This is a genomic window from Bradyrhizobium sp. 170, from assembly GCF_023101085.1.
Taxonomy (GTDB): domain Bacteria; phylum Pseudomonadota; class Alphaproteobacteria; order Rhizobiales; family Xanthobacteraceae; genus Bradyrhizobium.
Window position 1 is genome coordinate 8,140,490 of record NZ_CP064703.1, and the last position, 24,143, is coordinate 8,164,632.

General features: G+C 63.4%; 26 protein-coding genes and 1 pseudogene. 8 read left to right on the plus strand and 19 right to left on the minus strand.

Annotated features, from left to right (window positions below; all coding sequences use genetic code 11):
• Positions 1-22: 22 nt before the first annotated feature.
• Positions 23-388, plus strand: a complete 366-nt coding sequence (locus tag IVB05_RS38340) for a hypothetical protein (RefSeq protein WP_247781281.1) — start codon at positions 23-25, stop codon at positions 386-388.
• Positions 389-413: 25 nt separating this feature from the next.
• Here the strand turns inward: IVB05_RS38340 and IVB05_RS38345 are convergent, their stop codons facing one another.
• From IVB05_RS38345 to IVB05_RS38365, 5 genes are all read right to left on the minus strand, one after another.
• Complete coding sequence (locus IVB05_RS38345; protein ID WP_247781282.1) at positions 414-851, minus strand: thioesterase family protein; 438 nt, start codon at positions 849-851, stop codon at positions 414-416.
• A gap of 233 nt (positions 852-1,084) precedes the next feature.
• Entirely contained in the window at positions 1,085-1,900 is an 816-nt protein-coding gene (locus IVB05_RS38350; protein ID WP_247781283.1) for an outer membrane protein, read from the minus strand.
• Positions 1,901-2,337: 437 nt separating this feature from the next.
• Entirely contained in the window at positions 2,338-3,336 is a 999-nt protein-coding gene (locus IVB05_RS38355) for a nickel/cobalt transporter (protein WP_247787295.1), read from the minus strand.
• Positions 3,337-3,398: 62 nt separating this feature from the next.
• Positions 3,399-4,034, minus strand: coding sequence for a DUF1007 family protein (locus IVB05_RS38360; protein WP_247781284.1), 636 nt, complete (start codon positions 4,032-4,034; stop codon positions 3,399-3,401).
• Between the two features lie 13 nt (positions 4,035-4,047).
• On the minus strand, positions 4,048-6,138 hold the full coding sequence (locus tag IVB05_RS38365) for a M3 family metallopeptidase (RefSeq protein WP_247781285.1): 2,091 nt from the start codon (positions 6,136-6,138) through the stop codon (positions 4,048-4,050).
• Between the two features lie 229 nt (positions 6,139-6,367).
• Between IVB05_RS38365 and IVB05_RS38370 the strand changes: the two genes are divergently transcribed.
• From IVB05_RS38370 to IVB05_RS38400, 7 genes and pseudogenes are all read left to right on the plus strand, one after another.
• Positions 6,368-6,628, plus strand: a complete 261-nt coding sequence (locus IVB05_RS38370; protein WP_247781286.1) for a hypothetical protein — start codon at positions 6,368-6,370, stop codon at positions 6,626-6,628.
• Positions 6,629-7,283: 655 nt separating this feature from the next.
• Positions 7,284-8,426: a type III PLP-dependent enzyme gene (locus tag IVB05_RS38375; RefSeq protein WP_247781287.1), complete on the plus strand. Its 1,143-nt coding sequence runs from the start codon at positions 7,284-7,286 to the stop codon at positions 8,424-8,426.
• A 119-nt stretch (positions 8,427-8,545) separates the two neighbouring features.
• A pseudogene (locus IVB05_RS38380) lies at positions 8,546-9,144 on the plus strand (N-acetyltransferase).
• A gap of 4 nt (positions 9,145-9,148) precedes the next feature.
• A complete protein-coding gene (locus IVB05_RS38385; protein WP_247781288.1) occupies positions 9,149-9,319 on the plus strand; it encodes a hypothetical protein in 171 nt (56 codons plus the stop codon).
• 84 nt (positions 9,320-9,403) lie between these two features.
• Positions 9,404-9,793 carry a RidA family protein gene (locus IVB05_RS38390; protein WP_247781289.1) on the plus strand — a complete coding sequence of 130 codons (390 nt, stop codon included), beginning with the start codon at positions 9,404-9,406 and terminating at the stop codon, positions 9,791-9,793.
• Between the two features lie 41 nt (positions 9,794-9,834).
• A complete protein-coding gene (locus tag IVB05_RS38395; RefSeq protein WP_247781290.1) occupies positions 9,835-11,277 on the plus strand; it encodes a homospermidine synthase in 1,443 nt (480 codons plus the stop codon).
• A 258-nt stretch (positions 11,278-11,535) separates the two neighbouring features.
• Complete coding sequence (locus IVB05_RS38400) at positions 11,536-11,757, plus strand: hypothetical protein (RefSeq protein WP_247781291.1); 222 nt, start codon at positions 11,536-11,538, stop codon at positions 11,755-11,757.
• A 22-nt stretch (positions 11,758-11,779) separates the two neighbouring features.
• Here the strand turns inward: IVB05_RS38400 and IVB05_RS38405 are convergent, their stop codons facing one another.
• The 14 genes from IVB05_RS38405 to IVB05_RS38470 form a co-directional block, all read right to left on the minus strand.
• Positions 11,780-12,520 (minus strand): acetoacetate decarboxylase, encoded by a 741-nt coding sequence (locus IVB05_RS38405; RefSeq protein ID WP_247781292.1) that lies wholly within the window; start codon positions 12,518-12,520, stop codon positions 11,780-11,782.
• Positions 12,521-12,641: 121 nt separating this feature from the next.
• Positions 12,642-13,379: an ABC transporter ATP-binding protein gene (locus IVB05_RS38410; protein ID WP_247781293.1), complete on the minus strand. Its 738-nt coding sequence runs from the start codon at positions 13,377-13,379 to the stop codon at positions 12,642-12,644.
• Positions 13,369-14,106, minus strand: coding sequence for an ABC transporter ATP-binding protein (locus tag IVB05_RS38415; protein WP_247781294.1), 738 nt, complete (start codon positions 14,104-14,106; stop codon positions 13,369-13,371). The genes IVB05_RS38410 and IVB05_RS38415 overlap by 11 nt, the downstream gene beginning before the upstream one ends.
• Entirely contained in the window at positions 14,103-15,068 is a 966-nt protein-coding gene (locus IVB05_RS38420; protein ID WP_247781295.1) for a branched-chain amino acid ABC transporter permease, read from the minus strand. The genes IVB05_RS38415 and IVB05_RS38420 overlap by 4 nt, the downstream gene beginning before the upstream one ends.
• On the minus strand, positions 15,065-15,931 hold the full coding sequence (locus IVB05_RS38425) for a branched-chain amino acid ABC transporter permease (RefSeq protein ID WP_247781296.1): 867 nt from the start codon (positions 15,929-15,931) through the stop codon (positions 15,065-15,067). The genes IVB05_RS38420 and IVB05_RS38425 overlap by 4 nt, the downstream gene beginning before the upstream one ends.
• A 57-nt stretch (positions 15,932-15,988) precedes the next feature.
• Positions 15,989-17,233 (minus strand): amino acid ABC transporter substrate-binding protein, encoded by a 1,245-nt coding sequence (locus IVB05_RS38430; RefSeq protein ID WP_108520988.1) that lies wholly within the window; start codon positions 17,231-17,233, stop codon positions 15,989-15,991.
• Between the two features lie 89 nt (positions 17,234-17,322).
• Entirely contained in the window at positions 17,323-18,264 is a 942-nt protein-coding gene (locus tag IVB05_RS38435; RefSeq protein ID WP_247781297.1) for a dioxygenase, read from the minus strand.
• A 239-nt stretch (positions 18,265-18,503) separates the two neighbouring features.
• Positions 18,504-18,848, minus strand: coding sequence for a hypothetical protein (locus tag IVB05_RS38440; RefSeq protein WP_247781298.1), 345 nt, complete (start codon positions 18,846-18,848; stop codon positions 18,504-18,506).
• A gap of 84 nt (positions 18,849-18,932) precedes the next feature.
• Positions 18,933-19,949 carry a WD40 repeat domain-containing protein gene (locus IVB05_RS38445; protein ID WP_247781299.1) on the minus strand — a complete coding sequence of 339 codons (1,017 nt, stop codon included), beginning with the start codon at positions 19,947-19,949 and terminating at the stop codon, positions 18,933-18,935.
• On the minus strand, positions 19,949-21,007 hold the full coding sequence (locus IVB05_RS38450) for a GTP-binding protein (RefSeq protein ID WP_247781300.1): 1,059 nt from the start codon (positions 21,005-21,007) through the stop codon (positions 19,949-19,951). Before IVB05_RS38450 ends, IVB05_RS38445 begins: the two co-directional genes overlap by 1 nt.
• 17 nt (positions 21,008-21,024) lie before the next feature.
• Complete coding sequence (locus tag IVB05_RS38455) at positions 21,025-21,915, minus strand: metal ABC transporter substrate-binding protein (protein ID WP_247787297.1); 891 nt, start codon at positions 21,913-21,915, stop codon at positions 21,025-21,027.
• 2 nt (positions 21,916-21,917) lie between these two features.
• Complete coding sequence (locus IVB05_RS38460; protein ID WP_247781301.1) at positions 21,918-22,787, minus strand: metal ABC transporter permease; 870 nt, start codon at positions 22,785-22,787, stop codon at positions 21,918-21,920.
• A complete protein-coding gene (locus IVB05_RS38465; protein ID WP_247781302.1) occupies positions 22,787-23,542 on the minus strand; it encodes an ABC transporter ATP-binding protein in 756 nt (251 codons plus the stop codon). Before IVB05_RS38465 ends, IVB05_RS38460 begins: the two co-directional genes overlap by 1 nt.
• 2 nt (positions 23,543-23,544) lie before the next feature.
• Complete coding sequence (locus IVB05_RS38470; protein WP_247781303.1) at positions 23,545-23,736, minus strand: hypothetical protein; 192 nt, start codon at positions 23,734-23,736, stop codon at positions 23,545-23,547.
• Positions 23,737-24,143: the final 407 nt, after the last annotated feature.

A 24,143-nucleotide genomic window follows, 5' to 3' on the forward strand; every position in this document is an offset into this window, starting at 1 on the left:
ATCTTCCCAAAGGAGACTGCGCATGAAGTTCAGATATCTCACTCTCGGTGTTGCCCTGCTGGCCGCCCTGCCCGCCTACGCGCACGAGCCGAAAGCTTCACATGGCGGGCGTGTCGTCGATGCCGGCCCTTACCATGCGGAACTCGTCGCGAAGGATAAGACGGTTGAAATCTTCCTCATTGGCGAAAACGACAAGCCGGTTGATCCGAAGGGCTTCAAGGGCGTCGCTATCTTCAATCTGGGAGGAAAGACCGAACGCATCACGCTCGCACCATCGGAAAAGAACGTGCTGAGCGGAACAGCGGCCACGGCCCTGCCGGCCAAGTTCAAGGGAGCGGTCCAACTCACCGCACCGGACGGCAAGACTGCAACGGCGCGATTCGACTGACGCTGCTGGCTAATCAACCGCAGGATTATGCGCCGAGATGATGTTCCCGCGCCGCGATCAGGTCCCGGATCGATTTCGATATCGGGACCGGGCGATGGGTTTCCTGGTTGGTATTGACCCAGACGATCTCACCGGTCACGAGCGCCTCATTGCCGCCCTTCAGGAAGATCGCGAGTTCGAAGGTGAGGCTTGAATTGCCGATCCGCGCCACGCGCGCACCAACGTCCAGTTCCCAGTCGAACCGGACCGGCGCCTTGTATTCGATGACCGATTTGACGACGTGGAAATCCTCGCCCGTCTGCTTGGCGTCGGCATACTGATCGTAACCGAGCGCCCGAAAATATTCGGTGATGGTGGTGTCGAAATAGGTCAGGTAATGCGCGTTGAAGACGACGCCCTGGCCGTCGATTTCGGAATAGCGCACCCGGAACGGGTGAAAGAACCAGAATTGTTCGCGTGACATCGGGACTCCCGGATATGCGTGTTCGGGCAATGGATAGCTTACCGGGCCAGTATGATAAAGCCGGCTGCTTGTAGCCCGGATGGAGCGCAGCGCAATCCGGGACTGGTGCGCCCGCAGGCTCTACGGCCCCGGGTTACGCGGCGCTTCACCCGGGCTACGACCACTAGACGGATTACTACAAAAAAGCCCGGCGCAAAGCCGGGCTTTTCGTTGTCGATATCGCGGACCAGGGACTACCTGATACCCATTGCACCGAACTTGTAGTTCAGGCCGGCGCGCACGATGTGGCCATCGTTTTCAAAACGGCTGTTGTAGCCGGTGCCACCGCCACCGCCGCCGGGAATGACGGCAACGTTCACCGTCTCGTCCCTGAAATCGTAGTACAGATATTCCGCCTTCACGGTCCAGTTTGAAGCAAATGCGTGCTCGATGCCGGCGCCGACGGTGTAACCGGTTTCGGTACGGCGATTGTTGCCTGCGAACTGGAACTGTCCTGCGGGACCGAAGAACGCGACGCTGTTCTCGATATCCGCATAGGCAAGACCACCCGTCGCATAGACCAGGGTGCGATCCCAAGCGTAACCGATGCGGCCGCGCACGGTGCCGAAATATTCCATGCGCGTGCGGAAATTATTGTTGAGCGTGCCGATCCCGTTCAGCGGGATCGTCACGACATTCGTATCATTGCGAATGTCGACATAGGAGATGTCGGTTTCCAGACCCATCACCCAGTTCGGCGTGAGTTGCCAGTTGTAACCGGCCTGACCACCGCCGATGAAGCCGTCGCGATCGATACGAACCTGTCCCGGGCGTGCGCCGCCCGCGACATTGGCGATGTTCGCCGCGGCCTGTCCGGTCGTGGAGATGTTGTCGTCTTCACCGAATGTATAGCCCGCGTGAACGCCGAGATAGAAACCGGACCAGTCGTAGGCCGCCGCCGCGATCAAGGCGGGTGCCTTGGTCACGCGGGCGGGAAGATCGGCGGCAAGCGCCGGAAGCGACAGACACAGCGTCGCCAGTGCTGCCGTTCCAAGTAGAAAGCTCTTCATGTTAGTTCCTCTGAGGTATTTGAACGGTCCCGGAACAACGATCTACACATTCCAGAGTTGAATGCTGTGGCGCGGACATCACACATCGCCGGCTCCATGATTCCAGCCTGACCGAACCGTGCATCCGGACCTGGGATCCGAAGCCGCGAACCTATCGAAAGTGCCTGCACTGTAACGACTTCTTACATTCGTCATACGCTGCAAAGAGCGTGACGAGTGCATCGATAGACGCGATGCGCGGCATGCGGCATCTGGGCGCGTATTATGATTGAAACCGATCTCGGGTTCGTTCGTAAGCGGCCGTTCGCGCCGGAATCGTCGACGCAAACCAAGCGTCACGCCGCTTGTAGCCCGGATGGAGCGCAGCGCAATCCGGGACTGGTGCGCCCGCGGACTCTACGGCCCCGGGTTTCGCTACGCTTCACCCGGGCTACTGGTTACAAACACGTCGCGCGTTCGGCGGCGAGGTAGCCGAACAACAGGCCGAGGCCGAACAGCAGCACCAAGCCGGCCGCGCCGAATTCGATGCCGCGCATGATCAGCGTGCCGCCGCCTTCGCTTCCTGCGCTGAGCCTGCGGGCGAGCCCCTTGGCGGACACGGCAACGACGGCGATGGTCGCGACCGTGATCGCGGTGCCGAGCCCCATCACGAAGGTCGCGGCGATGCCGGCCCAGAACAGCCCCTGCGCCAGCGAAAACACCAGCACCAGGATCGCGCCCGAGCAGGGCCGCATGCCCACGGCGAAGATCGCGCCCAGACCGCGTTGCCAGCCGCCGGGACCGGCGAGTTGATCCGGCGTCGGCCCATGGGAATGACCGCAATGCTCGTCGTGAACATGGTCGTGGCCATGAGCATGATCATGGTGGTGACCGTGGTCATGTCCGTGATCGTGGCCATGATCATGATGATGATGCGCCATCGCAGGCGCCGGCTTCGCTTGCAGCGCGCGCATAAAACCGCCGCCCTTGGTCCAGACCAGCCGGGCGCCGAACGCCGCGATCAGGGCATAGCTTGCGATCTCGATCGCCTTCTCCGCGGAGCACATCGTCTTGGCGGTAGAGGAGAGCAGCCAGGCGAGAACCGCAACCAGCGCCACCGCCACCAGCGCCTGCAACAGCGCCGAGGCGAACGACAGCACGATGCCGCGCCGCGCGGTTTCCTCGTTGGCGACGAGGTAGGACGAGATCACCGCCTTGCCGTGGCCGGGCCCGGCGGCGTGAAAGATGCCGTAGGCAAAGGAAATCCCAAGCAGCGTCCAGACCGCGCTGCCATCCGACTTCGCCGCGCGGATGGTCGCCGACATCTCGCGATAGAATTCGGACTGTTTCGCGAGAATCCACCCGATGATGCCGCCGACCTGCGGCTCGGCGGGAGGCCGCGAGCCGCCGAACGGATTCTGCGCCATCAACGCGTGCACGGCCGCGTCGAACACCATGACGGCCGCAAGCGCGGCAAGTGCGACCGTTATGCCTTGCGCGAGGCCTGCAGGCGTCCGCCTCACGGGCAATCAACCATGATCTTGTTGGCGAACATCGCGCCATAGTTGGAATTGTCGCCGTTCATGAAATTGTTTTCGTTGAGGCGCTGCGCATTGGCGGTGCCGTCGTTCGGTCGCTGGAACTGCATCTTGCAGGCGGCGGGCGCACCGTTGAGCTTGATCGGATCCTTGTCGTCGAATTTGAAGTCGATGAAGTAGGACGGGTCGAAGACTTCAAGCGCCGTCTGCTTCGCCTTGAACGGCGTCTTGAGCGGCAGCATGAAATGCAGCGTCAGTTCGTTGTCCTTGTATTCGAGGAAGTAATCGACCGGCTCGACAAACTTCTCCTTCTTGCCGTCGGCCTTGGCGAAGGTGAAGAAGTTAAACTCCTTCAGCGACTCGACATTGGTCTGGGCCAGCGGCGCCAGCTCTTCGCGGGTGTAGACCCCCTTGGTCTTGGTCGCGAGCCCCTGCAGCGCGTAGGTGGTGAACATTTCGTCAAACGTCCAGGCGTGGCGGACGCCCGTGATCGAGCCGTCGGACGCGTAGACCACCTCGCTCTTGGCGGTGATCCAGACATGCGGATGCGCCTCGGCCGTGGCCGTGCCGAGCACGATGCCGGCAGTCAGGAGAAGCAAACCGAGTAACCTGTGCATCGTTGCTGTCACCTCAGGCCGCCGGTGTTGCTTCGAGCAGTCCCCGCCGGCGCAACAGCGCGTCGGCTTCCGGCTCGCGGCCTCGGAACGCGACATAGGCCTCTTCCGGCTCGCGCGAGCCGCCCGACGAATAGATGTCGTCATGCAGGCGTTTTGCCGTGGCGGGATCGAAGATGTCGCCAGCCTCCTCGAAGGCGCCGAACGCATCAGCGTCCATCACTTCCGACCACATGTAGCTGTAATAGCCGGACGCATAATGATCGCCGGAAAAGATATGGCCGAACTGCGTGGGCCGGTGCCGCAGCGCGATTTCCGCGGGCATGCCGATCTTCTCGAGCTCCGCCTTCTCGAACGCCGAGACATCCCGGCTGGCCTCGGCCGGCTGGGTATGGAACTCGAGGTCGATCAGCGCCGAGGAGACGAACTCCACGGTGGCAAAGCCCTGGTTGAACTTGCGGGCGGCGAGGAAGCGGGCCAGCAGGTCGTCCGGCAGCGGCTCGCCGGTCTGGTAGTGCTTTGCGAACTGCCGCAGCACCTGCGGCTGCTCCTGCCAGTGCTCGTAGAGCTGCGAGGGCAGCTCTACGAAGTCGGTGAACACCGACGTCCCCGACAGCGAGGGATAGGTCACGTTGGACAGCATGCCGTGCAGGCCATGGCCGAACTCATGGAACAGCGTGCGCGCATCGTCCGGCGACAGCAGCGACGGCTCGCCACCCGCGCCTTTGGCGAAGTTGCAGACATTGATGATCAGCGGGGCGATCTCGCCATCGAGCTTCTGCTGGTCGCGCAGCGAGGTCATCCAGGCGCCCGAGCGCTTCGAGGGCCTGGCAAAGTAATCGCCGTAGAACAGCGCCTTGTGCTTGCCGTCGGCATCCCTGACCTCCCAGACCCGGACGTCCGGATGCCAGACCGGGATATCCTTGCGCTCGGAGAAGGTAATCCCGAACAGCCGGGTGGCGCAGTCGAAGGCGGCCTCGATCATGTGGTCGAGGACGAGATAGGGCTTTATGGCAGCGTCGTCGAAATCGGCGCGGCGCTGGCGAAGCTTCTCGGCGTAGTAGCGCCAGTCCCAGGGGGCGAGACTGAAATTGCCGCCCTCCTCTGTGATCAGCTCCTGCAGGGCGTCGCGGTCGGCAAGCGCTCGCGTCCGGGCCGGCTTCCAGACCCGCTCCAGCAGGCCGCGCACCGCCTCCGGCGTCTTGGCCATGGAATCCTCCAGCCGGTAGGCGGCGTAGGTCGGAAAGCCCATGATCTTGGCGGCCTCCTCGCGCAGCGCGAGGATCTCCACCACGGTGGCGTTGTTGTCGTTGGCGTTGCCATTGTCGCCACGCGCGGTGAAGGCCTTGAAGAGCTTCTCGCGCAGGTCGCGGCGCGACGAGCCCTTCAGGAACGGCTCGACCGAGGAGCGCGACAGCGTCACGATCGCCTTGCCGGCCATGCCCCGCTCTTCCGCAGTCGCCCTGGCCGCGGCGACAAAGGCCTCGGGAAGGCCGGCGGTGTCGTCGTCACCGAGCTCCATGAACCAGTCCTGCTCGTCGCCAAGCAGATGGTGGCTGAACGAGGTGCCGAGCTGGGCCAGCCGCTCGTTGATCTCGGCCCGCCGCTTCTTGGCAACCTCGTCGAGGCCGGCGCCAGCGCGGTAGAAGTTGGTGTAGGTGCGCTCCAGGAGCCGCGTCTGCTCAGCCGTCAGGGCGAGCGCGGCGCGCTTCTCGTGCAGCATCGCGATGCGGCCGAACAGCACCGCGTTCATCATGATCGGGTTCCAGTGCCGCGCCATCCGCAAGGAGACTTCCTTGTCGATCTCGAGAATCGCCGGATTGGAGTGCGCCGAAACCAGGTCGTAGAACACGGCTGCGACCTTGGAGAGCAGCTTGCCGGAGCGCTCCAGCGCCGTGATGGTGTTGGCGAAGTCCGGCAGGGTGGGATCATGGGTGATCGCCGCGATCTCGGCGGCATGGTCGGCAAAGGCCTGCTCGAAGGCGGGCAGGAAGTGCTCCGGCTCGATCTCGGCGAAAGGCGGCGTCTCGAACGGCGTCTGCCACGGCTTGAGCAGTGGATTTGCTCCGGCTTCCGGAGCGGCTGCCGTCTGCAGGGTTTCTGACATGACAAATCCCGTCTTTTCCTCTGGAGCCCTCTCGGCCCTGATTGATCAGGGCCGGGCTCCAACTTTGGTTTGACGCGTTTTCTTTAGCGCGAACCGGTCACCACTTCGCTCGAAAACGCTCTGGAACATGCGGCAATCTATATCACGCGATGCGGCATTTTTGGGCCTTTTAAGCTTGATAGATCGGGCCTTTTCGGAGAGATTGCGCCCCTTGAACAGGACCTTTTCCATGAGCCCACAGCCCTCTTCCACCTCCTCCCGCGCGATCGTCTGGCCGAGCGTCGTCACCGTCATCTCGGCGGCGATCCTGATCGGCGCCGAAGTGTTCGGCGCGGCGTTTGCCGGCGGCTGGGCGCTCGCGATCCTGTTCGGCCTCGACGACACCGCCGCACATATCCTCCAGGCGGTGCTGTTCGGGATCGGCGTGCTGATCATGGTGGCGTTCATCCGCGCTGCGCAACGCATCGAGCCGTTCTTCAAGCGCGCCTGACGCGCGCGTACAAGAAAGCGCTGCGGCACAGGCGTTGAAGCGCTCGCGCATCTTTCAGAAATCTTAACGTCCGTTCATGTTTGTTCATCGGCCCCGCGCGCCGCGAACCAATTTGTAAGCACACGTTGGGGAAATTTGTCCCCAGCCTAAAAAAATTGTTGCGAAGCAGAATCAAAAGTCTTATTTCCAGCCTTGCCCAATTTCGCACGTGCCTGTGGTCGTGTGTCAGTCGGTAGGTATCCGGACAAGAGGCCGGACAGCCGCCAAGGGATGAAGAACCGAGGGTCGCTCCTGTTCGAGTGGCCAGCATCTCTCTCAAGAGATGCCGTTGAAGGTCTCTGCATCCTTTGCAACCGTGACTGGCAGCCGGAGGCGAACCGGCGCACCCCGCTCTCAACGGGGGACGCGACTTAAAGCAACGACGGATCGGGCTTTTTTGGTCTCTACCGGCATTCCAACGCCGGCGCGGGCTACTGAAAAGGCTTGTCCTTCATTGCCAGGTGTGCGGGCGGGAAATTCCCAACCAATCCACGGCAGCACAATTCGGTCTGAGTTCAAGGCCTTGTCGCGTCTCCATCGTGCGACAACGCCGAAGCACTCATGTCCGAGATCAAAATTTGAACGGGTCCCGTCGCTGGGCCGTTTGGAGGGTGCTATGACCGAACGTATTCAGGAATTCCTGCGTAACCGCCGCAGCGAGGGCCAGGACACCGAGCCGTGCCTCGTGGTCGACCTCGAAGTCGTGCGCGACAATTACCAGACCTTCGCGAAGGCCTTGCCGGACAGCCGCGTGTTCTACGCGGTGAAGGCGAATCCTGCGCCCGAAGTGCTGCAGCTTTTGGCCTCCATGGGCTCCTGCTTTGACACCGCGACTGTCGCCGAGATCGAAATGGCGCTGGCTGCCGGTGCGACCCCGGACCGCATCTCCTATGGCAATACGATCAAGAAGGAGCGCGACATCGCGCGCGCCTTCGCGCTCGGCATTCGCCTGTTCGCGGTCGACTGCGCCGCAGAGGTCGAGAAGATCGCGCGTGCCGCCCCCGGCGCCAAAGTGTTCTGCCGCATTCTCTATGACTGCGCAGGCGCCGAGTGGCCGCTGTCGCGCAAGTTCGGCTGCGACCCGGAGATGGCGGTCGAGGTGCTCGACCTCGCCAAGCGCTTAGGGTTGGAGCCGTGCGGCATCTCGTTCCATGTCGGCTCGCAGCAGCGCAAGGTGAAGGCGTGGGACCGCGCGCTGGCGATGGCCTCGACGGTGTTCCGGGACTGCGCGGAGCGCGGGATCAGCCTGTCCATGGTCAACATGGGCGGCGGCTTCCCGACCAGGTACCTCAAGGACGTTCCTCCGGTCGTGCAATACGGCCGGTCGATCTTCCGTGCGCTGCGCAAGCATTTCGGCAACCAGATCCCGGAAACCATCATCGAGCCGGGTCGCGGCATGGTCGGAAATGCCGGGATCATCGAGACCGAAGTCGTTCTGATTTCCAAGAAGAGCGACGAGGACGAGGTGCGCTGGGTGTATCTCGACATCGGCAAGTTCGGCGGTCTCGCCGAGACGATGGACGAGTCGATCCGCTACGCCATCCGCACGCCGCATGACGGCGCGGAGATGACGCCGTGCGTGCTCGCTGGGCCCACCTGCGACAGCGCCGACGTGCTGTACGAGAAGCTGCCGTATCCGCTTCCGGTGACGCTCGAGATCGGCGACAAGCTGCTGATCGAAGGTACCGGAGCCTATACGTCGACCTACTCGTCGGTGGCGTTCAACGGCATCCCGCCGCTGCGGACCTACCACATCTGACGCCTCGTTTGAGGCTTGAATAACGGGAGCCGGTGCGCCGGCTCCCTCCCCGTCATTTGCGAATTTGAAGACAACGCCTCGCGCGGCTTGCCTGCCGTGGAAGCGGGGACTGACGTGCCATGACTGCTTTGCGGAAGACCACGATTGCCCTCAAATCTGACGCCGCTCCGTTTGCGATCCGCAGCGAGCGGGCCTCGGACGTCGCTGCGCGCGAGGCGCTGCTGGATGCCTGCTTTGGCGACAATCGCCATACGCGCACCTGCCAGCGCCTGCGCGACGGACGTGCGCCCGCCGAGGGCCTCAGCCTGTCGGCGGTGACGCAGGGCCGTCTGGTGGGCACCGTGCGGTTGTGGCACGTCAGCGCAGGGGGTTGCCCTGCGCTCATACTCGGCCCGCTGGCGGTGGAGGCTTCCTCCCGCCAGCTCGGCGTCGGGGCTGCGCTGATGGACCACGCGCTCGCGGCGGCGAAGGCGCGTGGCCATCGCGCGGTAATTTGCTGGGCGACGCGCCCTATTACGCCCGCTTCGGCTTCTCGGCCGCCAAGACCGGCGGGCTGTCGCTCCCGGGCGCGTTCGAGCGCGACCGGCTGCTCGGCCTCGAACTCCGTGCGGGCGCGCTCGACGATGCCTGGGGCATCATCGCGCCGACTGGCACGCCGCTGCCTAGACCCAAGGCAGGCCGCGCCAGGAAGGCGCTGCTCGTGCCGCGCGTGGCTTGATGCCATGCCGGAGAGCCTTCCCGAGCCAGGTGCCGGCGCGCGCCCACGCTTCCGCAGCGCCGTCACCACGGTGCTCCTGATCATGATCTCGGTCATGATCGCGCGGGACATCCTCCTGCGCCGCTGGGGCGGCACCGAGCCCCCGGCCTCCGACGTCGCCAGGCCATCCCGGTAGCCCCGCGAGGGGTTGCGCGCGCAGCCGAAAAGCCCTTAAACCGCGCCAAACCCACTCCCCAATCAAGCTTGGACCGAGGTACCTATGCCCCGCCGCCTGATTTCCACTGGCTCGCCCCTTGAGAAGACCGTCGGCTACAGCCGCGCTGTCGTCGACGGCGACTTCGCCTTCGTCGCCGGGACCACCGGCTACGACTACGCCACCATGACGATGCCGGCGGATGTCACGAGCCAGTCACGGAACTGCTTCAAGACCATCGAGGCTGCCCTGAAAGAGGGCGGCTTTGCGATGGCCGATATCGTCCGCGCGACCTATTACGTCACCGACGCAAAGGACGTGGATGCCCACTTCGCCGTCTGCGGCGAAGTCCTCGGCGACATTCGCCCCGCGGCGACGTTGCTGATCGTCGTTGGCCTCGCAAGACCCGAGATGAAGGTCGAGATCGAAGTCACCGCGAAGCGCCGCACCGCCTGATCCCCGTTCAAGACAGACCGCATTTTTTCGGAGAGCCGCTCATGAGCCCCGCCTCGCAGATCTACGCGAAGATTACCGGCCCCATCGTCATGGTTGGCTTCGGCTCCATTGGCAAAGGCACGCTGCCGCTGATCGAGCGGCACCTCGATTATGACAAGTCGCGCATCACCGTGATCGATCCCAAGGACGAGGGCCGCAAGGCGCATTGCGAGAAGCACAATGTAAGATTCATCCAACAGGGCGTGACCAAGGACAATTATCGCGAATTGCTGACCCCGCTGCTCGCTGATGGCGGCGGCCAGGGTTTTTGCGTCAATCTCTCAGTCGATACCGGCTCTACCGACATCATGGAACTCTGCAACGAACTTGGCGCTCTTTATATCGACACCGTCAACGAGCCTTGGCTCGGCTTCTATTTCGATTCTTCGAAGGGCCCGGAAGCCCGCTCCAACTACGCCCTGCGCGAAGCGACACTGGCCGCCAAGAAGGCGCGCCCCGCAGGCTCGACGACGGCCGTCTCCTGCTGTGGCGCCAATCCCGGCATGGTCTCCTTTTTCGTCAAGCAGGCGCTACTCAATGTCTCCGCTGACCTGAAGCTCAATGCCCCCAAGCCGAAGACCAAAGCCGAATGGGCGGACTTGATGCGGCAGGCTGGTGTCAAGGGCATCCACATCGCCGAACGCGACACCCAGCGCTCCAAGTCGCCGAAAGAGCCCGACGTCTTCGTCAACACCTGGTCGGTGGAAGGTTTCCTGTCGGAAGGCGTACAGCCGTCCGAACTCGGTTGGGGCACCCATGAAAAATGGATGCCCGAGAATGCGCGTACCCACGAAGCCGGCTGCGGCGCCGCCATCTATCTGATGCAGCCCGGCGCCAACACGCGCGTGCGCACCTGGTGCCCGACCCGCGGCGCACAGTATGGCTTCCTCGTCACCCACAACGAGTCGATCTCGATCTCCGATTACTTCACGGTGCGTGACGCATCGGGCACGGCAATCTATCGGCCGACCTGCCACTATGCCTATCATCCGGCTGACGATGCCGTGCTGTCGCTGCATGAAATGTTCGGCCGCGCAGCGAAGATGCAGGAAAAGCACCACATCCTTGATGAGAACGAAATCGTCGATGGCATCGACGAACTCGGCGTGCTGCTGTTCGGCCATGACAACAATGCCTACTGGTACGGCTCGCAGCTCTCAATCGAAGAGACCCGCAAACTCGCGCCCTATCAGAACGCCACCGGCCTGCAAGTGACCTCCGCCGTGCTCGGCGGCATGGTGTGGGCGCTGGAAAACCCGAACGAAGGCATCGTCGAAGCCGACGAGATGGATTTCGATCGTCTGCTGGATATCCAGATGCCGTATCTCGGCCCGGTGAAAGGCTTTTACACCGACTGGACGCCGCTCACCGACCGGCCGGGACTTTTCCCGGAAGACATCGACACCTCGGACCCCTGGCAGTTCAGGAACGTTCTGGTGCGGTAGCCGCGACGGCACGGTACAGCCGGGGGACGGCGCGGCCATTGCCGAAATCCACGTAGCGCCACTTCGCCGCCCGGTCGGTTCCCGCTGCAGTGCACAGCGTGCGGCTCTATCCCGGGCGTAGAACTACGCAGCAGGAAACCCGATCCCTTGTAACACTCGATTAATTCAATCGCGCGACCCTGAGGGGTCATTTTCTGCGAGGGCCTAGGGCCGTCGCCACAGCTTTAAGAGCGAGGGCTCCCGGTTGGAGCGACCAACATGCGCGCCATCATTGCCATCGTCCTGTCGGCCGCGGCCCTGGCCGCGTGCACGCCTGAGAGCAGCAACGACGTCACGGGCTCGATCGACAACTGCGCCCGCAAGCTTTACAGCCAGTACAATCCCAAGGACAAGAAACAGTGCGTCGCGGTGTGCATCGCCTGCGAGCGCGGCGTGACCACGACCTGCTCGACCGCCTGTACGTTGAGGGGCGCGCAGTAACGGCGAACAAACGGCTCGCCCATCACTTCGCCATGTAATCGAACGCCACCGTCCCGAGCCCCAGCGTCAGGTCCGCCTTGAAATGCAGCGCGGAGACCACCTCGCGCACCGGCAGCCGCGCCACGTCCGCGAGCGCGTGCGGAAACAGCCCCAGCGCCGCTGGGCCGGTCCATGCTTCCTTCAGCGTGATGTCTTCCAGATAATAACGCACCAGTTCGCAGATGCGCGGGGTGCCGTCGACATGCGGGATGATCTTGAGCATGAAGTTCGGCGCCTTCATCCCCTTCAGCACCGCATCGTGATCGACCGGGCGGTGCTTGTAGCCCATGGTGGCGGAGGCGCACAGCACCGAGCCGTAGTGCAACGTGCCGACCAGCACGTCGCTCTCGACGGCGATTTTCGGCTTCGCCAGCTTTTTGGGAAAGCCCCAGAGCTCGCGGCCGCCGGCGATGGGTCCCTCGTCGTCCAGATACATCGAATGAACGTAGACGCCCTCCTCGCCCTTGAACCGGACCGGGATCACCTGGCCGGTTTCGGTGTAATCGCCAAAGCCGGTTGAATCAGGCATGCGGATGAATTCGTATTTGACGACCGCCTCAGTGACTTCGAGCGGCTCGGGCACCACGGCGGCAAGCGCTTCGGGGTCGGTGCGATAGGTGATGATGAAATATTCGCGGTTGAAAAAGCGATAGGGTCCCGGCGGGAATGACGGGTTGGTCAGCGGCATCGAATAGGCGGTTCGCCTGACATCGTCGATCTTCATCGCTTGCCCCATCTGTCGTCTGCACTGACGCGATGAGAGATTATGGGACAGCCGGCGACAACAGGCGAGGCTGTAAAACCGGCAGAACGGCGCAGACACCGTCACGATGCCGTTATATCCGTTAGGCGACGCCGCCGAGATAGAGCCGCTTGACGATGTCGTTGGCCTTCAACTCGTCAACCGACTGCGCGGCGACCGCGATCTCGCCATGGACGATGATGTAGCCGCGGTCGGCGATCCGGATCGCCTGGTTGAAATTCTGCTCCGCCATCAGCACCGTCAGGCCAACCCGCTCCTTGAGTTCGCCGATCTTGGTGATCGTCTGCGATACCAATAGCGGCGACAGCCCGACCGATGGCTCGTCGATCAGCAACAGGCGCGGCGAGGACATCAGCGCGCGCGCAATCGCGAGCATCTGCTGCTGTCCGCCGGACATGGTGCCGGCGAGCTGGTTGCGGCGCTCCTTCAGGGCCGGAAAGGTCTCGAACGCCAGCGCGAGATTTTGCCGGATGGCGCTGCGGGCCGATTTCCGGAAAGCACCCAGCATCAGGTTTTCCGTCACCGTCAGCTTGGGAAACAGCCGCCGTCCCTCCGGCACCAGCGCCACGCCGAGATCGACGATCATTTCGGGCGAGAGCTTAGTCAGATCGTGCACCTGCCCGTCGATCGTCAGCGACAGACGGCCACGGTCCGGGCGAACCAGGCCCATGACGCATTTCATCAGCGTGCTCTTGCCGTTGCCGTTGGTGCCGAGCAAGGCAACGGTCTCGCCGGCTTCGACATGGAGCGTCACACCGCGCAGCGCCTTGACGGCGCCGTAGCCGGCATCGAGGCCCTCGATGGCAAGGCTAAGTGCCAAGATAGGCCTCCTGCACCCGCTTGTTGGCCATCACCTCGGCCGGCGCGCCGATCGCGATGATCTTTCCGGCGTCGAGGCACATCACCCGCTCCGAAAAGCGCATCACGGCCTGCATGATGTGCTCGATCATGATGATGGTGATGTCCTCCTCGCCGAGGCTGATCAGGAGATCCAGCACCTCGTCGACTTCGGAACTGGAAAGCCCCGCCATGGCCTCGTCCGAAATCAGGAGTTTCGGCCGCACCGCCATCGCGCGCGCAAGCTCCATCTTGCGCAATTCCACCTGGCTCAGCGTACCGGTCGGCGCGCCGGCCTTCGAGGCAAGGCCCATCCGCGTCAGGATCGACATCGCGACATCTTCCTCGGGCAGGCTCGAACCGACGGTGGCAAAATCGAGCCCGACCATGAGGTTCTCGAGCACCGTCATGCTCTTGAACGGCCGTGGAATCTGGAAGCTGCGGGCGATACCGCGGCGCGCACGCAGGTGCGGCGGCAGTTGGGTAATGTCCTCGCCGCAGAACACCACGCTGCCGGTTTGCGGACGCAGCGCACCGGAAATGCAGTTGATCAGCGTGGTCTTGCCCGAGCCGTTCGGGCCGATCAGGCCGAACCGTTCGCCTTTCCTGATATCGACGCTGATATTGTCGAGCGCGGTGAAGCCGCCGAAAGTCTTGGTAAGGGTTCCGACTTGCAGCAGGGGTGCGTCCGGCGCGGCTGTTACCGTCATGGCTTGCCTCCCGCACGCAGACGATAGCGCGGCCGCAACAGCCCGATAATGCCCTTGGGGGCGGCGACCACGAACAGCACCAGCATGATGCCGAGCACCAGCACGTTGACTTCCGAAGAGATGGTCACGGCGAGAAGCTGTTGCGTCGAGCCGAGCAGGATGGCACCGAGCACCGGGCCGATCCAGTGCGCAGTTCCGCCGATCAGCGCCATCGCCAGCGCCGACACCGAGTAGCTCAAATTGAATGCCGAGGAGGGATCGGCATATTGCAGGTACATGGCGGCGGGCGCCCCGGCCGCGGAAATCAGCGCGCCCGAGATCATGCAGGCGACCAGTTTCAGCTTCAGGGTCGGCACCCCCGTGCATTCGGCGGCGAGTTCGTCGTCCCTGAGCGCCTGCAGGCCGCGGCCGATCCGGGAATTCTGGATGTAGCGCGCAATCGAGACGGCAATGACGACCAGGAGCGCCTGCACGAAAAACAGCATCTTCACGTAACTGTCGAACGGCGCCATCACCGGCGGCCGTTGCAACTGGATGCCGGCCGCACCACCGACGAACCGCCAGTTCATCACGAAGGTCTCGATGATGATCGCCAGCGCGATCGTCGCGATCGAGAAAAAGATACCACGCATCCGTAAGGTCAACAGGCCAACGCCAAAACCGAGCGCCATGCCGACGAGGGCGGCAGCTCCGATCTGCACCACGAGTGGCGCCCCCGTCGCCTTGAACAGGGCCACCGCCGTGTAGACGCCGACGCCGAAAAAGGCGTTGGTGCCGAAATTGACGTAACCGGCATAGCCGCCGAGGATGCTCCAGGCGACAGCGAGCGCGATGAATTGCAGGATGACGTAGCCGGCAAAAAATGGATATTCGTTGCGGACGATTTGCGTCATCGACAGCACGGCGGCGAGGAAGATGGCTACGCCGGCCCAGAATGCGATGGTGTTGCGATGCTTCATCATCGGCCGAGCAGACCTTGCGGCCGGACGGCGAGCACGCCGAGCAGCATCGCGAACGAGATCGCCGGAGCCCAGGAGGCGCCGAACATCGTCAGCACGATGGACTCGGCGACGCCGAGGATGATGGCGGCGATCAGCGTGCCGCTGATGCTGCCGAGGCCGGCCATGACCACGACGCAGAAGGTCCGCCCGATATAGGCACGGTCGAGTGTCGGTTCGACCGGCGCCACGATAATCAACAGCGCGCCCGCGATCCCGAGCACGGCGGTGGCGATGCCGAAGGCAAATTGCTTGATGCGGACCGGATTGGCGCCCATCAGCCGCAGCGCCTCCTCGTCCTGCGCGACGGCACGGATCGCGCGGCCCATGAAGGTTTTCGACAGATACACGGCGAGCAGCACCGTCAGCCCCAGCGCGACCGCGAACGCGACGAGCTGCCGGATCGGGATCCGAAACTCGCCGAACCGCCAGGACTTGCCGATATAGGTCGCGGAGACCGAGCGCTGGTCGACGCCGAATTGCATAATGATCAGCACCTCGATGATGAAGGCGATGCCGAAGAAAAACGCGATGCCGCGCACGCCGGCGTCGCTGCCGCGCCGCTCGAAGGTCTCGTAATAAACGCGGTAGGCGAGCAGGCCGAACAGGAAAAACAGCGGCGTGATGGCGAGCCCGGCCAGCAACGGGTCGATGTCGTAGCTCTCGTTGAGCTGGTACACGCCGTAGGACGCGAGCACCAGGAAGGCCGGATGCGCGACATGGGGAACGTCGAGCAATCCGAACGAGACGGACAGCCCGACGCTGACGGCTGCATAGAAGCAGCCGAGCAGTACCCCAAGCACGACAGCACCTAGCAGCAGGTCCATCGAAAACAATTCAGATCCCCCTTGGCCCGTTCTGGACCGGAAAAAAAGGCCGCTAGCCTATTTGCGGGCAGCCTCGAAGGGACTGATGAGATTTCCAGTCTTCAGTTTGTCCGGGAACAGGATCACCTGCTTGCCAGAGGAGCGGAACTGTTCGATGTCCTTGTCCTTCACGCCCCGGAATTGCGCCTGCAGCGTCGCGGTTTCCTTGCGCTCGCCATCCGCCGAAAACGCGATCGGCCCGACGATGGTCTTGTGCTCGTTCTCGCGCAGATATTTGGCGATGCCCTTCTGGTCGAGCGACTTGGTTGAATTGACCGCCGCGTCGATCATCTGGCCCATCGCATAGCCGAACGGGGCCAGGTAATAGCCGAGCGGATCGACCTTGGCCTCCACCGCGCGCTTGGTGTATTTCTCGAAAAAGTCCTTGGTGCCGTCGAAATACATGCTCGGTTCCGGCAGCCAGGTGTTGTAGTTGACGACACCGTTGAGCAACGAACCCAGATTGGACATCACGGCCGCGAACTGCAGGCCGACCATGCCGCCGCCGAAAATCTTGACGTCGTCGCCGATCCCGATCTCGTTCACGGCACGCAGAATGCCGGCTGAATCCGGTGGATAGGACGCGACATAGACGATATCGGGCTTGGCGGCCTTGAGCGCGCGGATGATGGAGGCGAATTCCACCGTGTTCGGCGGATAGGACTGGTCGAAGACAACCGGGATGTTGCGCTTCTTGGCGACGTCGCGTGCGGTCAGCGCGAGGTTCTGGGCGAATTCCTGATCCGCCGTGAGCAGCGCCATGCTCTTGCCGCCGGCCTTCTGCGCCAGATCGAGGAACGAGGCCGCCCAACTATCGGCCGGGCCCCAGGGCGCATTGTTGAACCACATGTCGTGGCCGACCTTGCTGTTCACCTGGAACGAGAAATTGCCCATCAGCAGCAGGCCGCGCTGCTTGACGAACGGCATGATCGGCGCGGTCGGCACGGTCGCATAAGGCGCGAACAGGAGATCGACCTTGTCGACATCGACCAGCTTGGCGTAGATCGCCGGCGTCTCGGATGCGCTCGACTTGTCGTCATAGACGACCAGCTCGACCTTGCGGCCGAGCAGGCCGCCCTTGGCGTTGATATCGTCGCGCCAGATTTCGATGCCGAGCAGCGAAGCCTTGCCGCCGCCGGCGAGACCGCCGGTTTGCGGCATCGACATGCCGATCTTGATCGGCGGCTGCTGCGCCAGCGCGCGCGAGCCCTGCCCAACCACCGCGACGGCCATCGCGCCGCCAAGGAATGTCCTGCGTTTCATTGAATCCCCCTCATTTGTCGTTGTTGTCAGTCATTACGGCTCCGCCGGATCTCCGTCCGGTCGCTGCGAATGGTTAGGTCAGATCGAGGCTATTTGGCTCCCACCGGCGCGGGTTCATTTTTGGCCGATTTTTTCATGATCGCCGACGGATCGGCGCCGACGCGCCCGCTGGTCTTGTCGGCCTCGCTTTCGCGCGAGACCCGCATGTCGAAACGGATGCTCGGCATGCCCTTGATCGGGCAGTCCGGATCGTTTGCCGCCACGTCGACGGCGAGATCGCCCGACGAACCGAACACAACGTCATCTGCGAGATGCGGATCGTCGCGCAGGTAGAGCGCGGTAACCAGCTCGCGATAGCCCGGCGCGCCGACCAGGAAATGAATATGCGCTGGCCGCATCCCATGCCGTGCCTGCGCCTTCACCATGGCGCCGACCGGCCCGTCCATCGGGATCGAATATCCGAGCGGCTTGACGGTGCGCAGCACATAGAGCCCATCGGCATCGGTTGCGAATACGCCGCGATAATCGACCGACGTCGCGCTGGCCTGAATGTCATAGAGGCCGTCGGCGCCGGTCTGCCAGATCGAGACGGTGGCGTTGGCGACCGGCTTGCCGGTGGCATCGGTGACGCGGCCATAAAGCACGCATTCGCTGCCCGGCTTCGGATTCTTGGCGATCGAACTGCCGGCCGCGAGCGTCGGCGTGGCCTCGCGGTAAAACGGGCCGAGCAGGCTGGTATGCGTGGCCTCCTCGAGGGCGGTGGCGTCGTGCAGGCCGTTGACGAGCGCCGAGAGGCCGAGGGTGTCGGACAGCAGGATGAATTCCTGCCGTTCCGGCGAACACATCTTGCCGGCGGCGGTCATGAATTCGATGCCCTTGATCCATTCCGCCGGCGTCAGATTGACCTCACGGGCGAAGGCATGGAGGTGCTTGACCGCCGACGCCATGATCGTCTTCAGGCGCGGGTCCGGCGTTGTCGCCATCTGGTCGAGCACGGCGTCCGTGATCGTTTCAGGCGTTAACTCACGCATGCGTCACTCCCTGACCTGCCGGCTGTTTGTTCGAGCTGCCGGCCGTTATTGCAGCAAGCCTAACCGCTTGTTGGGGATCAACACAAGGCGTTCGGAGGCGACGCCTGCGCCCCGTCCTACGAATTGATACGAGCGGATATAGCTCGCATGGCTGCACAATGGCGCGTCAGAGCGCGCGCCGCAGGCCTCTGCCAGCCCACGAATTTTGCGATTGCACAATCGGAGCAGCGAAAGTGGGATCATTTCTCGCGGATCGGCGGCGCAACCTTCTCCGCCGGCGCCGGCGGCAGCGCGGGCTGAGCGCCCGCCTTCTGCGCGTCCGGGTCGGGACGGGCCGGCTGCGGCGGAATGTCTGACGGCCTTTGGCCGGTCGTGCCCGGTTCGGCTGGCGCGGGCGGTTTCGTTTCCGCGCCCGGCGTCGATTGCGTCGGCTGCGTCGGCTGCGTCGCCTGCGCGATCTGTTGAGGATCGCGCGCGCTGAGCGCGGTCAGCGCGAGCGCTGAAACGGCCAGCCCGGCCGCGATCAGCGCGGACGCGAGCAGCATTTCCCGTCGGTATTCGCGCTTGTCGTCATCGGCAGACATCGTTCAACCCCACGAAATTGGTCGCGAGATCAACGGCCGGCGGGGCGCATGGTTCCGCGGGGAACCAGTGCCTGTCCGAAACACCTAAAATTCGAGGATTCCGGCGTCGCCATCCTCGGTGCCGAACGCCAGCAGCGTGCCTTTGGCGTTCCAGGCCAGTGCCGAGACCGGCTCGCTGCCATTGCGGCGCACCAGGATTTCCGCGCCGTCCTCGAGCCGCACGATCAGCACGGTACCGTCGCTGTAGCCGGCCGCCATGATGTCCTGCTTCGGATGACAGGCGACCATGGAGACGCGCGCCTGCAGCGGCGCCAGCATCGCGGGCTCCTTGCCCATCGGACCGTCCTTGCTGGCGAACGGCCAGATGATCACGGTATCGGCGCCCGAGGTGGCGAGGCCCTTGCCACCCGTGCTCCACGACATCGAACGGACACGGCCCGGGTAGCCGCTCATCCGCATGTGCCTGTTATCGGCAAGCCGCCAGCCGTGCAGCGCCGGCTCGTGCATGGCGGTGACCAGGAATTTGTTGTCGGGGCTGAAGGTGACGGCGAGATGCGATCCAGCCCATTCCAGAAACTCCGGCTTCGCCGCCATGTTGGGAAACCACAGCGTCACGCCGTTGTAATGGGCGACCGCCACGCGCAATCCCTTGGGCGCGAAGGCGAGCCCGCCGACGGTCGACGGCGCATCGAAGCTTTTCTCATCGCCCTTGCCGCTGCGGACGAACGCGGTCTTGCCGGCCGACCAGGCAAACGCGCCATCGGGATGCAGCGCGACGTTATCGATCCAGCGCCGTTTTGCGTCGGTCGCGAGCACCGTGACCTCGCCCTTGGTGTCGAGCGCGACGACCTTGCCATCGTCGCCGCCGGTGACGATGCGCTTGCCGTCAGACGCCGCACACAGGACGGCGCCGCCATGGATTGCGACTTTCGAGACTTCGCCCGCCTGGTTCACCATTGCCGCGTACTCCTCGGCGCCGACGAACACCGCGGTATCGCCGAGGAAATAGATCGAGGTGACGGGCATGCCGACCGGCAACGTCCGCACCTGGTCGGTGATGGAAGCGATGGAGGGCATTTCGCCCGGATCGAACTGTGTCATCACGTCGTGATACAGCTTTCAAAACCGTCGCGGATCATCTGCTCCGGCAATTCGCGGCCGATGAAGACGACGCGGCTTTCGCGCGCCTCGCCGTCCTTCCACTTTCGCTGGTGATCGCCTTCCAGCATCATGTGCACGCCCTGGAACACGTAGCGGTCATCGTCGTCGGTGAAGGCGAGGATGCCCTTCGAGCGCAAAATCTTCTGGCCCTCGGTGGCGACGAGGTTCTGCAGCCACGGCATGAATAGGGTCGGGTCGAGCGGCTTGTCGGACCGCAGCGACAGCGATTGCATCTCCTCGTCGTGGTAATGCTTTAGCCCGCCATGGCTGTGGCCGTGATCGTGGTGATGGCCATGGCCGTGATGATGATCGTGGTCGTGGTGATGATCATGGCCATCGCCGGCATCGAGGAATTCCGGCTCGATCTCGAGGATGCGATCCAGATCGAACGCGCCACGCTCCAGCACATCCGACAGCGCCACCTTGCAGCGCTCGGTGCGGTGCAGCTTTGCGTAAGGGTTGATGCCGCGGATGCGGGCCTCGACCTCGGCGAGTTCGGGCTTTGAAACAAGGTCGGTCTTGTTCAGCACGATCACGTCGGCGAATGCGATCTGGTTCTTGGCCTCCGGCGCATCCTTTAGGCGATCGCTCAGCCATTTGGCGTCGGCCACCGTCACGACCGCATCGAGGCGCGCGTTCTTCTGCACGTCCTCGTCAACGAAGAAGGTCTGCGCCACCGGGGCCGGATCGGCGAGGCCCGTGGTCTCCACGATGATGGCGTCGAACTTGCCCTTGCGCTTCATCAGCCCGTCGAGAATGCGCACGAGGTCGCCGCGCACGGTGCAGCAGACGCAGCCATTGTTCATCTCGAACACTTCTTCATCGGCGCCGATGATGAGGTCGTTGTCGATGCCGATCTCGCCGAATTCGTTGACAATGACGGCGTATTTCTTGCCGTGGTTTTCCGACAGGATGCGGTTGAGCAGCGTGGTTTTGCCGGCGCCGAGATAGCCCGTCAGCACGGTCACTGGAATTTTCTGGGACGAAGGTTCAGACATAACGGCTCCGGAGATATTCAGCGTATTGGGCCAGGACCATACCCAATCCCGTTCCTCAGGGTCCTTATATTGTGCCTTACCATATCAATGTAAGTGGGGGCGTCGCCCTTTTCGTCCGTCAAGCTGTCCGAGTAAAGGGTGCCGCCGACCCTGGCGCCGGTCTCCGCGGAGATCCGCTCGATCAGGCGCGGATCGCTGATATTTTCCAGAAAAACCGCCGGAATTTTCTTGGTTTTGATCTGGGTGATGATCCCGGCAATATCCCGGGCACTCGGCTCGGACTCGGTTGAGACGCCGCGTGGCGCGATGAACTCGATACCGTACGCTTTTGCGAAATAGCCAAAGGCAGTATGGGTCGAGATCACCTTGCGATGCTCCGGCGGAATTGACCCGACCCACGGGCTTATCTCGCCCTCAAGGGCCTCGAGCTTCACCCGATAGGCTTCGGCATTGGCCTCGAAAAGCGCCGCATCTGCGGGAGCTGCCGCGCTGAGCGCATTACGAATATTGTAGACGTATGTTTTGGCATTGGTGACTGTTTGCCATGCATGCGGGTCGGTACTGGAGCCGAGCTTGAGCGGCGTAATGTTGGTGCTTGCCACAACAACCGTTGCCTTGCTGCCAGATGATTGCACCAGCCGCTGCATCCAGCCCTCGAACCCAAGGCCGTTGACGAAGACGAGTTTCGCGTCCGCCACCTTTTTCGCATCCGCCGGCGTCGGCACGTAGACATGTGCATCGCTGTTGGGGCCGACCAGCGTGGTGACATTGACGCGATCGCCGCCGACATTGCGGACGAAATCGCCGAGGATCGAGAAGCTGGCAACGACGTTGAGGCGAGCCTGCGCCCACGCCGGACCGCTGACCGCGATCAATCCCAGACATATCAGCCAACACAGTCGTCGCATCTTCACGCCTCGAGATGACGGCGGGGAAACAACTGCCGCACCAGTCCGCTGACATTGCCGAACAACAGCGACGCCAGATAGAGCCCTGCCGCCACAAGGATGATCGCCGGCCCCGAGGGAATCCGGGTCTGGAACGATAGCACCAGCCCGGCATAGCCGCAGACAATGGCGCTGGCGACTGCGATGCAGATCATGCCGGTGATGTCGCGCGACCAGAACCGCGCGATGCCGGCGGGCAGGATCATCAACCCGACGCCGAGCAGCGTACCGAGCGCGTGAAAGCCGTTGACGAGATTGATCACGACCAGTGCCAAAAACGCCAGATGCGCGGGCGCGCCGGCGCGAGAGACGGTGCGCAGGAACACCGGATCGACGCATTCGATCACCAGCGGCCGGTAGATCACCGCCATTACCAGCAGCGTGATGGTGGCATTGAACGCGATCACCAGCAGCGTCTGGTCGTCCATCGCCAGAATGTTGCCGAACAGCACATGCAGCAGATCGATATTGGTGCCTTTGACGGAAACGATGGTAACGCCGAGCGCCAATGACACCAGATAGAAGGTCGCGAGCGAGGCGTCTTCCTTCAGCTCGGTATTGCGCGCGACGAGGCCCGCGAGCAGCGCGACCGTAAAGCCCGCGATCAGCCCGCCCGTCGTCATCGCGAACAGATTGAGCCCGGACACGAGGAAGCCGATCGCCGCTCCCGGCAGGATCGCGTGCGCCATGGCGTCGCCGACGAGGCTCATCCGCCGCAGCATCAGGAACACGCCGATCGGCGCGGCGCCCAGCGCAAGCGCGATCACGGCGGCAAGCGCGCGGCGCATGAACTCGAATTCGGTGAAGGGTGCGATCAGCGCGTCGTAGAGCATCAGGCGGCCTGTGACGGCAAATCGTCCGCGCAGGCGGCGGCGGTGTCGTCGAACGCCTCGCACATCCGCAAGGCGACCATCAGGTTTTCGGCGGTCAGCACCTCTGCGGTCGCGCCCCAGGCCACCGGTCCGCGCGCCAGCAGCAGGGTTTCCGGGAAATGGTCGCGCACCAGTTCCATGTCGTGCAGCGCCGCCAGCACGGTACGGCCCTCGCCGTGCCAGCGCTTGACCAGCGCCAGCAGATCGGCCGATGTCTTCGTGTCGATGGCGTTGAACGGCTCGTCCAGCACGATCAGTCGTGCATTCTGCAGCAGCACGCGCGCGAACAGCATGCGCTGCATCTGGCCGCCGGACAGCGTGCCTATGCTGCGGTTCTCAAAACCGTTGAGGCCGACGGCGGCGAGCGCGTGCGTGATCTTGTCCCGCTCCGCCTTGCCCATGCCGCCGAAAAATCCGGTGGAGCGCCACAGGCCGGTGCCGACCAGATCGAACACCGAGATCGGAAAGCTGCGGTCGATGTCGACGCTCTGCGGCAGATAGGCGATGTCGCGGATATCGAGGCCGCCGAGATCGATCGATCCCGAGAGCGGCTTCAAAATGCCGGCGAGCCCGCGAAACAGCGTCGACTTGCCGGCGCCGTTCGGCCCGATCACCGCCACCAGCGCGCCGGCGGCAACCTCGCCGTTGAGGTGATGCACGGCCGGGTGACGATCGTAGCCGAGCGTGACGTTGTGGAATTTGAGCCGCGCCGCCATGCTCACCTCATCGCCACCAGGACGACGGCCCACAGGCCGGCGCTGACCGCGAGCGCCGCGGCAAGGCGCGCGGTCACGGTCATGCGCAGGATCGACCAGGGAGCCGGTTGCGCCGGATGCGGCGTCGCCGGGCCATGGGAATGGGCGTGGCTATGGTGATGGTGCCCGTGGTCGTGGGAATGTTTGTGAGGCATGGGTAAATGTTACATTATAACATTACGGGAGTCTACGCGTTGGCTGCCATAGGATGGGTAGAGCGGAGCGAAACCCATCAATGCTGGCGCGCGTGACGATGGGTTTCGCTTCGCTCTACCCATCCTACGACACGCCTTCGCGATCTCGCGACGCGTTCGCCCGAGGTTTGCTCGAATTCATGCCCCCCTGAAAAACAGAGGGTGCAGGGAAGACCGGGTGCACGCTGCACCCGCGGTCTCGTGTGCAATTTGCGCACAAGAAGACGCACACGAGCATACAGGTTCAGCGGAGGCATCCGGCCTTCCCTGCGCAGTGGTTTTACGGCTTACTTCGTGCTCTTCCCGGCGAACGGCTTTCTTGCCACCGTCATCGGCGGGACACTTCCCGCCGACTTGACGCCAGCACC

What these genes read in the sequence shown, in the direction of transcription:
- IVB05_RS38340 (WP_247781281.1), top strand. Translation starts at nt 23, where the DNA reads ATGAAGTTCAGATATCTCACTCTCGGTGTTGCCCTGCTGGCCGCCCTG.
- IVB05_RS38345 (WP_247781282.1), bottom strand. Translation starts at nt 851, where the DNA reads ATGTCACGCGAACAATTCTGGTTCTTTCACCCGTTCCGGGTGCGCTAT.
- IVB05_RS38350 (WP_247781283.1), bottom strand. Translation starts at nt 1,900, where the DNA reads ATGAAGAGCTTTCTACTTGGAACGGCAGCACTGGCGACGCTGTGTCTG.
- IVB05_RS38355 (WP_247787295.1), bottom strand. Translation starts at nt 3,336, where the DNA reads ATGGTGTTCGACGCGGCCGTGCACGCGTTGATGGCGCAGAATCCGTTC.
- IVB05_RS38360 (WP_247781284.1), bottom strand. Translation starts at nt 4,034, where the DNA reads ATGCACAGGTTACTCGGTTTGCTTCTCCTGACTGCCGGCATCGTGCTC.
- IVB05_RS38365 (WP_247781285.1), bottom strand. Translation starts at nt 6,138, where the DNA reads ATGTCAGAAACCCTGCAGACGGCAGCCGCTCCGGAAGCCGGAGCAAAT.
- IVB05_RS38370 (WP_247781286.1), top strand. Translation starts at nt 6,368, where the DNA reads ATGAGCCCACAGCCCTCTTCCACCTCCTCCCGCGCGATCGTCTGGCCG.
- IVB05_RS38375 (WP_247781287.1), top strand. Translation starts at nt 7,284, where the DNA reads ATGACCGAACGTATTCAGGAATTCCTGCGTAACCGCCGCAGCGAGGGC.
- IVB05_RS38385 (WP_247781288.1), top strand. Translation starts at nt 9,149, where the DNA reads ATGCCGGAGAGCCTTCCCGAGCCAGGTGCCGGCGCGCGCCCACGCTTC.
- IVB05_RS38390 (WP_247781289.1), top strand. Translation starts at nt 9,404, where the DNA reads ATGCCCCGCCGCCTGATTTCCACTGGCTCGCCCCTTGAGAAGACCGTC.
- IVB05_RS38395 (WP_247781290.1), top strand. Translation starts at nt 9,835, where the DNA reads ATGAGCCCCGCCTCGCAGATCTACGCGAAGATTACCGGCCCCATCGTC.
- IVB05_RS38400 (WP_247781291.1), top strand. Translation starts at nt 11,536, where the DNA reads ATGCGCGCCATCATTGCCATCGTCCTGTCGGCCGCGGCCCTGGCCGCG.
- IVB05_RS38405 (WP_247781292.1), bottom strand. Translation starts at nt 12,520, where the DNA reads ATGAAGATCGACGATGTCAGGCGAACCGCCTATTCGATGCCGCTGACC.
- IVB05_RS38415 (WP_247781294.1), bottom strand. Translation starts at nt 14,106, where the DNA reads ATGACGGTAACAGCCGCGCCGGACGCACCCCTGCTGCAAGTCGGAACC.
- IVB05_RS38420 (WP_247781295.1), bottom strand. Translation starts at nt 15,068, where the DNA reads ATGATGAAGCATCGCAACACCATCGCATTCTGGGCCGGCGTAGCCATC.
- IVB05_RS38425 (WP_247781296.1), bottom strand. Translation starts at nt 15,931, where the DNA reads ATGGACCTGCTGCTAGGTGCTGTCGTGCTTGGGGTACTGCTCGGCTGC.
- IVB05_RS38430 (WP_108520988.1), bottom strand. Translation starts at nt 17,233, where the DNA reads ATGAAACGCAGGACATTCCTTGGCGGCGCGATGGCCGTCGCGGTGGTT.
- IVB05_RS38435 (WP_247781297.1), bottom strand. Translation starts at nt 18,264, where the DNA reads ATGCGTGAGTTAACGCCTGAAACGATCACGGACGCCGTGCTCGACCAG.
- IVB05_RS38440 (WP_247781298.1), bottom strand. Translation starts at nt 18,848, where the DNA reads ATGTCTGCCGATGACGACAAGCGCGAATACCGACGGGAAATGCTGCTC.
- IVB05_RS38445 (WP_247781299.1), bottom strand. Translation starts at nt 19,949, where the DNA reads ATGACACAGTTCGATCCGGGCGAAATGCCCTCCATCGCTTCCATCACC.
- IVB05_RS38450 (WP_247781300.1), bottom strand. Translation starts at nt 21,007, where the DNA reads ATGTCTGAACCTTCGTCCCAGAAAATTCCAGTGACCGTGCTGACGGGC.
- IVB05_RS38455 (WP_247787297.1), bottom strand. Translation starts at nt 21,915, where the DNA reads ATGCGACGACTGTGTTGGCTGATATGTCTGGGATTGATCGCGGTCAGC.
- IVB05_RS38460 (WP_247781301.1), bottom strand. Translation starts at nt 22,787, where the DNA reads ATGCTCTACGACGCGCTGATCGCACCCTTCACCGAATTCGAGTTCATG.
- IVB05_RS38465 (WP_247781302.1), bottom strand. Translation starts at nt 23,542, where the DNA reads ATGGCGGCGCGGCTCAAATTCCACAACGTCACGCTCGGCTACGATCGT.
- IVB05_RS38470 (WP_247781303.1), bottom strand. Translation starts at nt 23,736, where the DNA reads ATGCCTCACAAACATTCCCACGACCACGGGCACCATCACCATAGCCAC.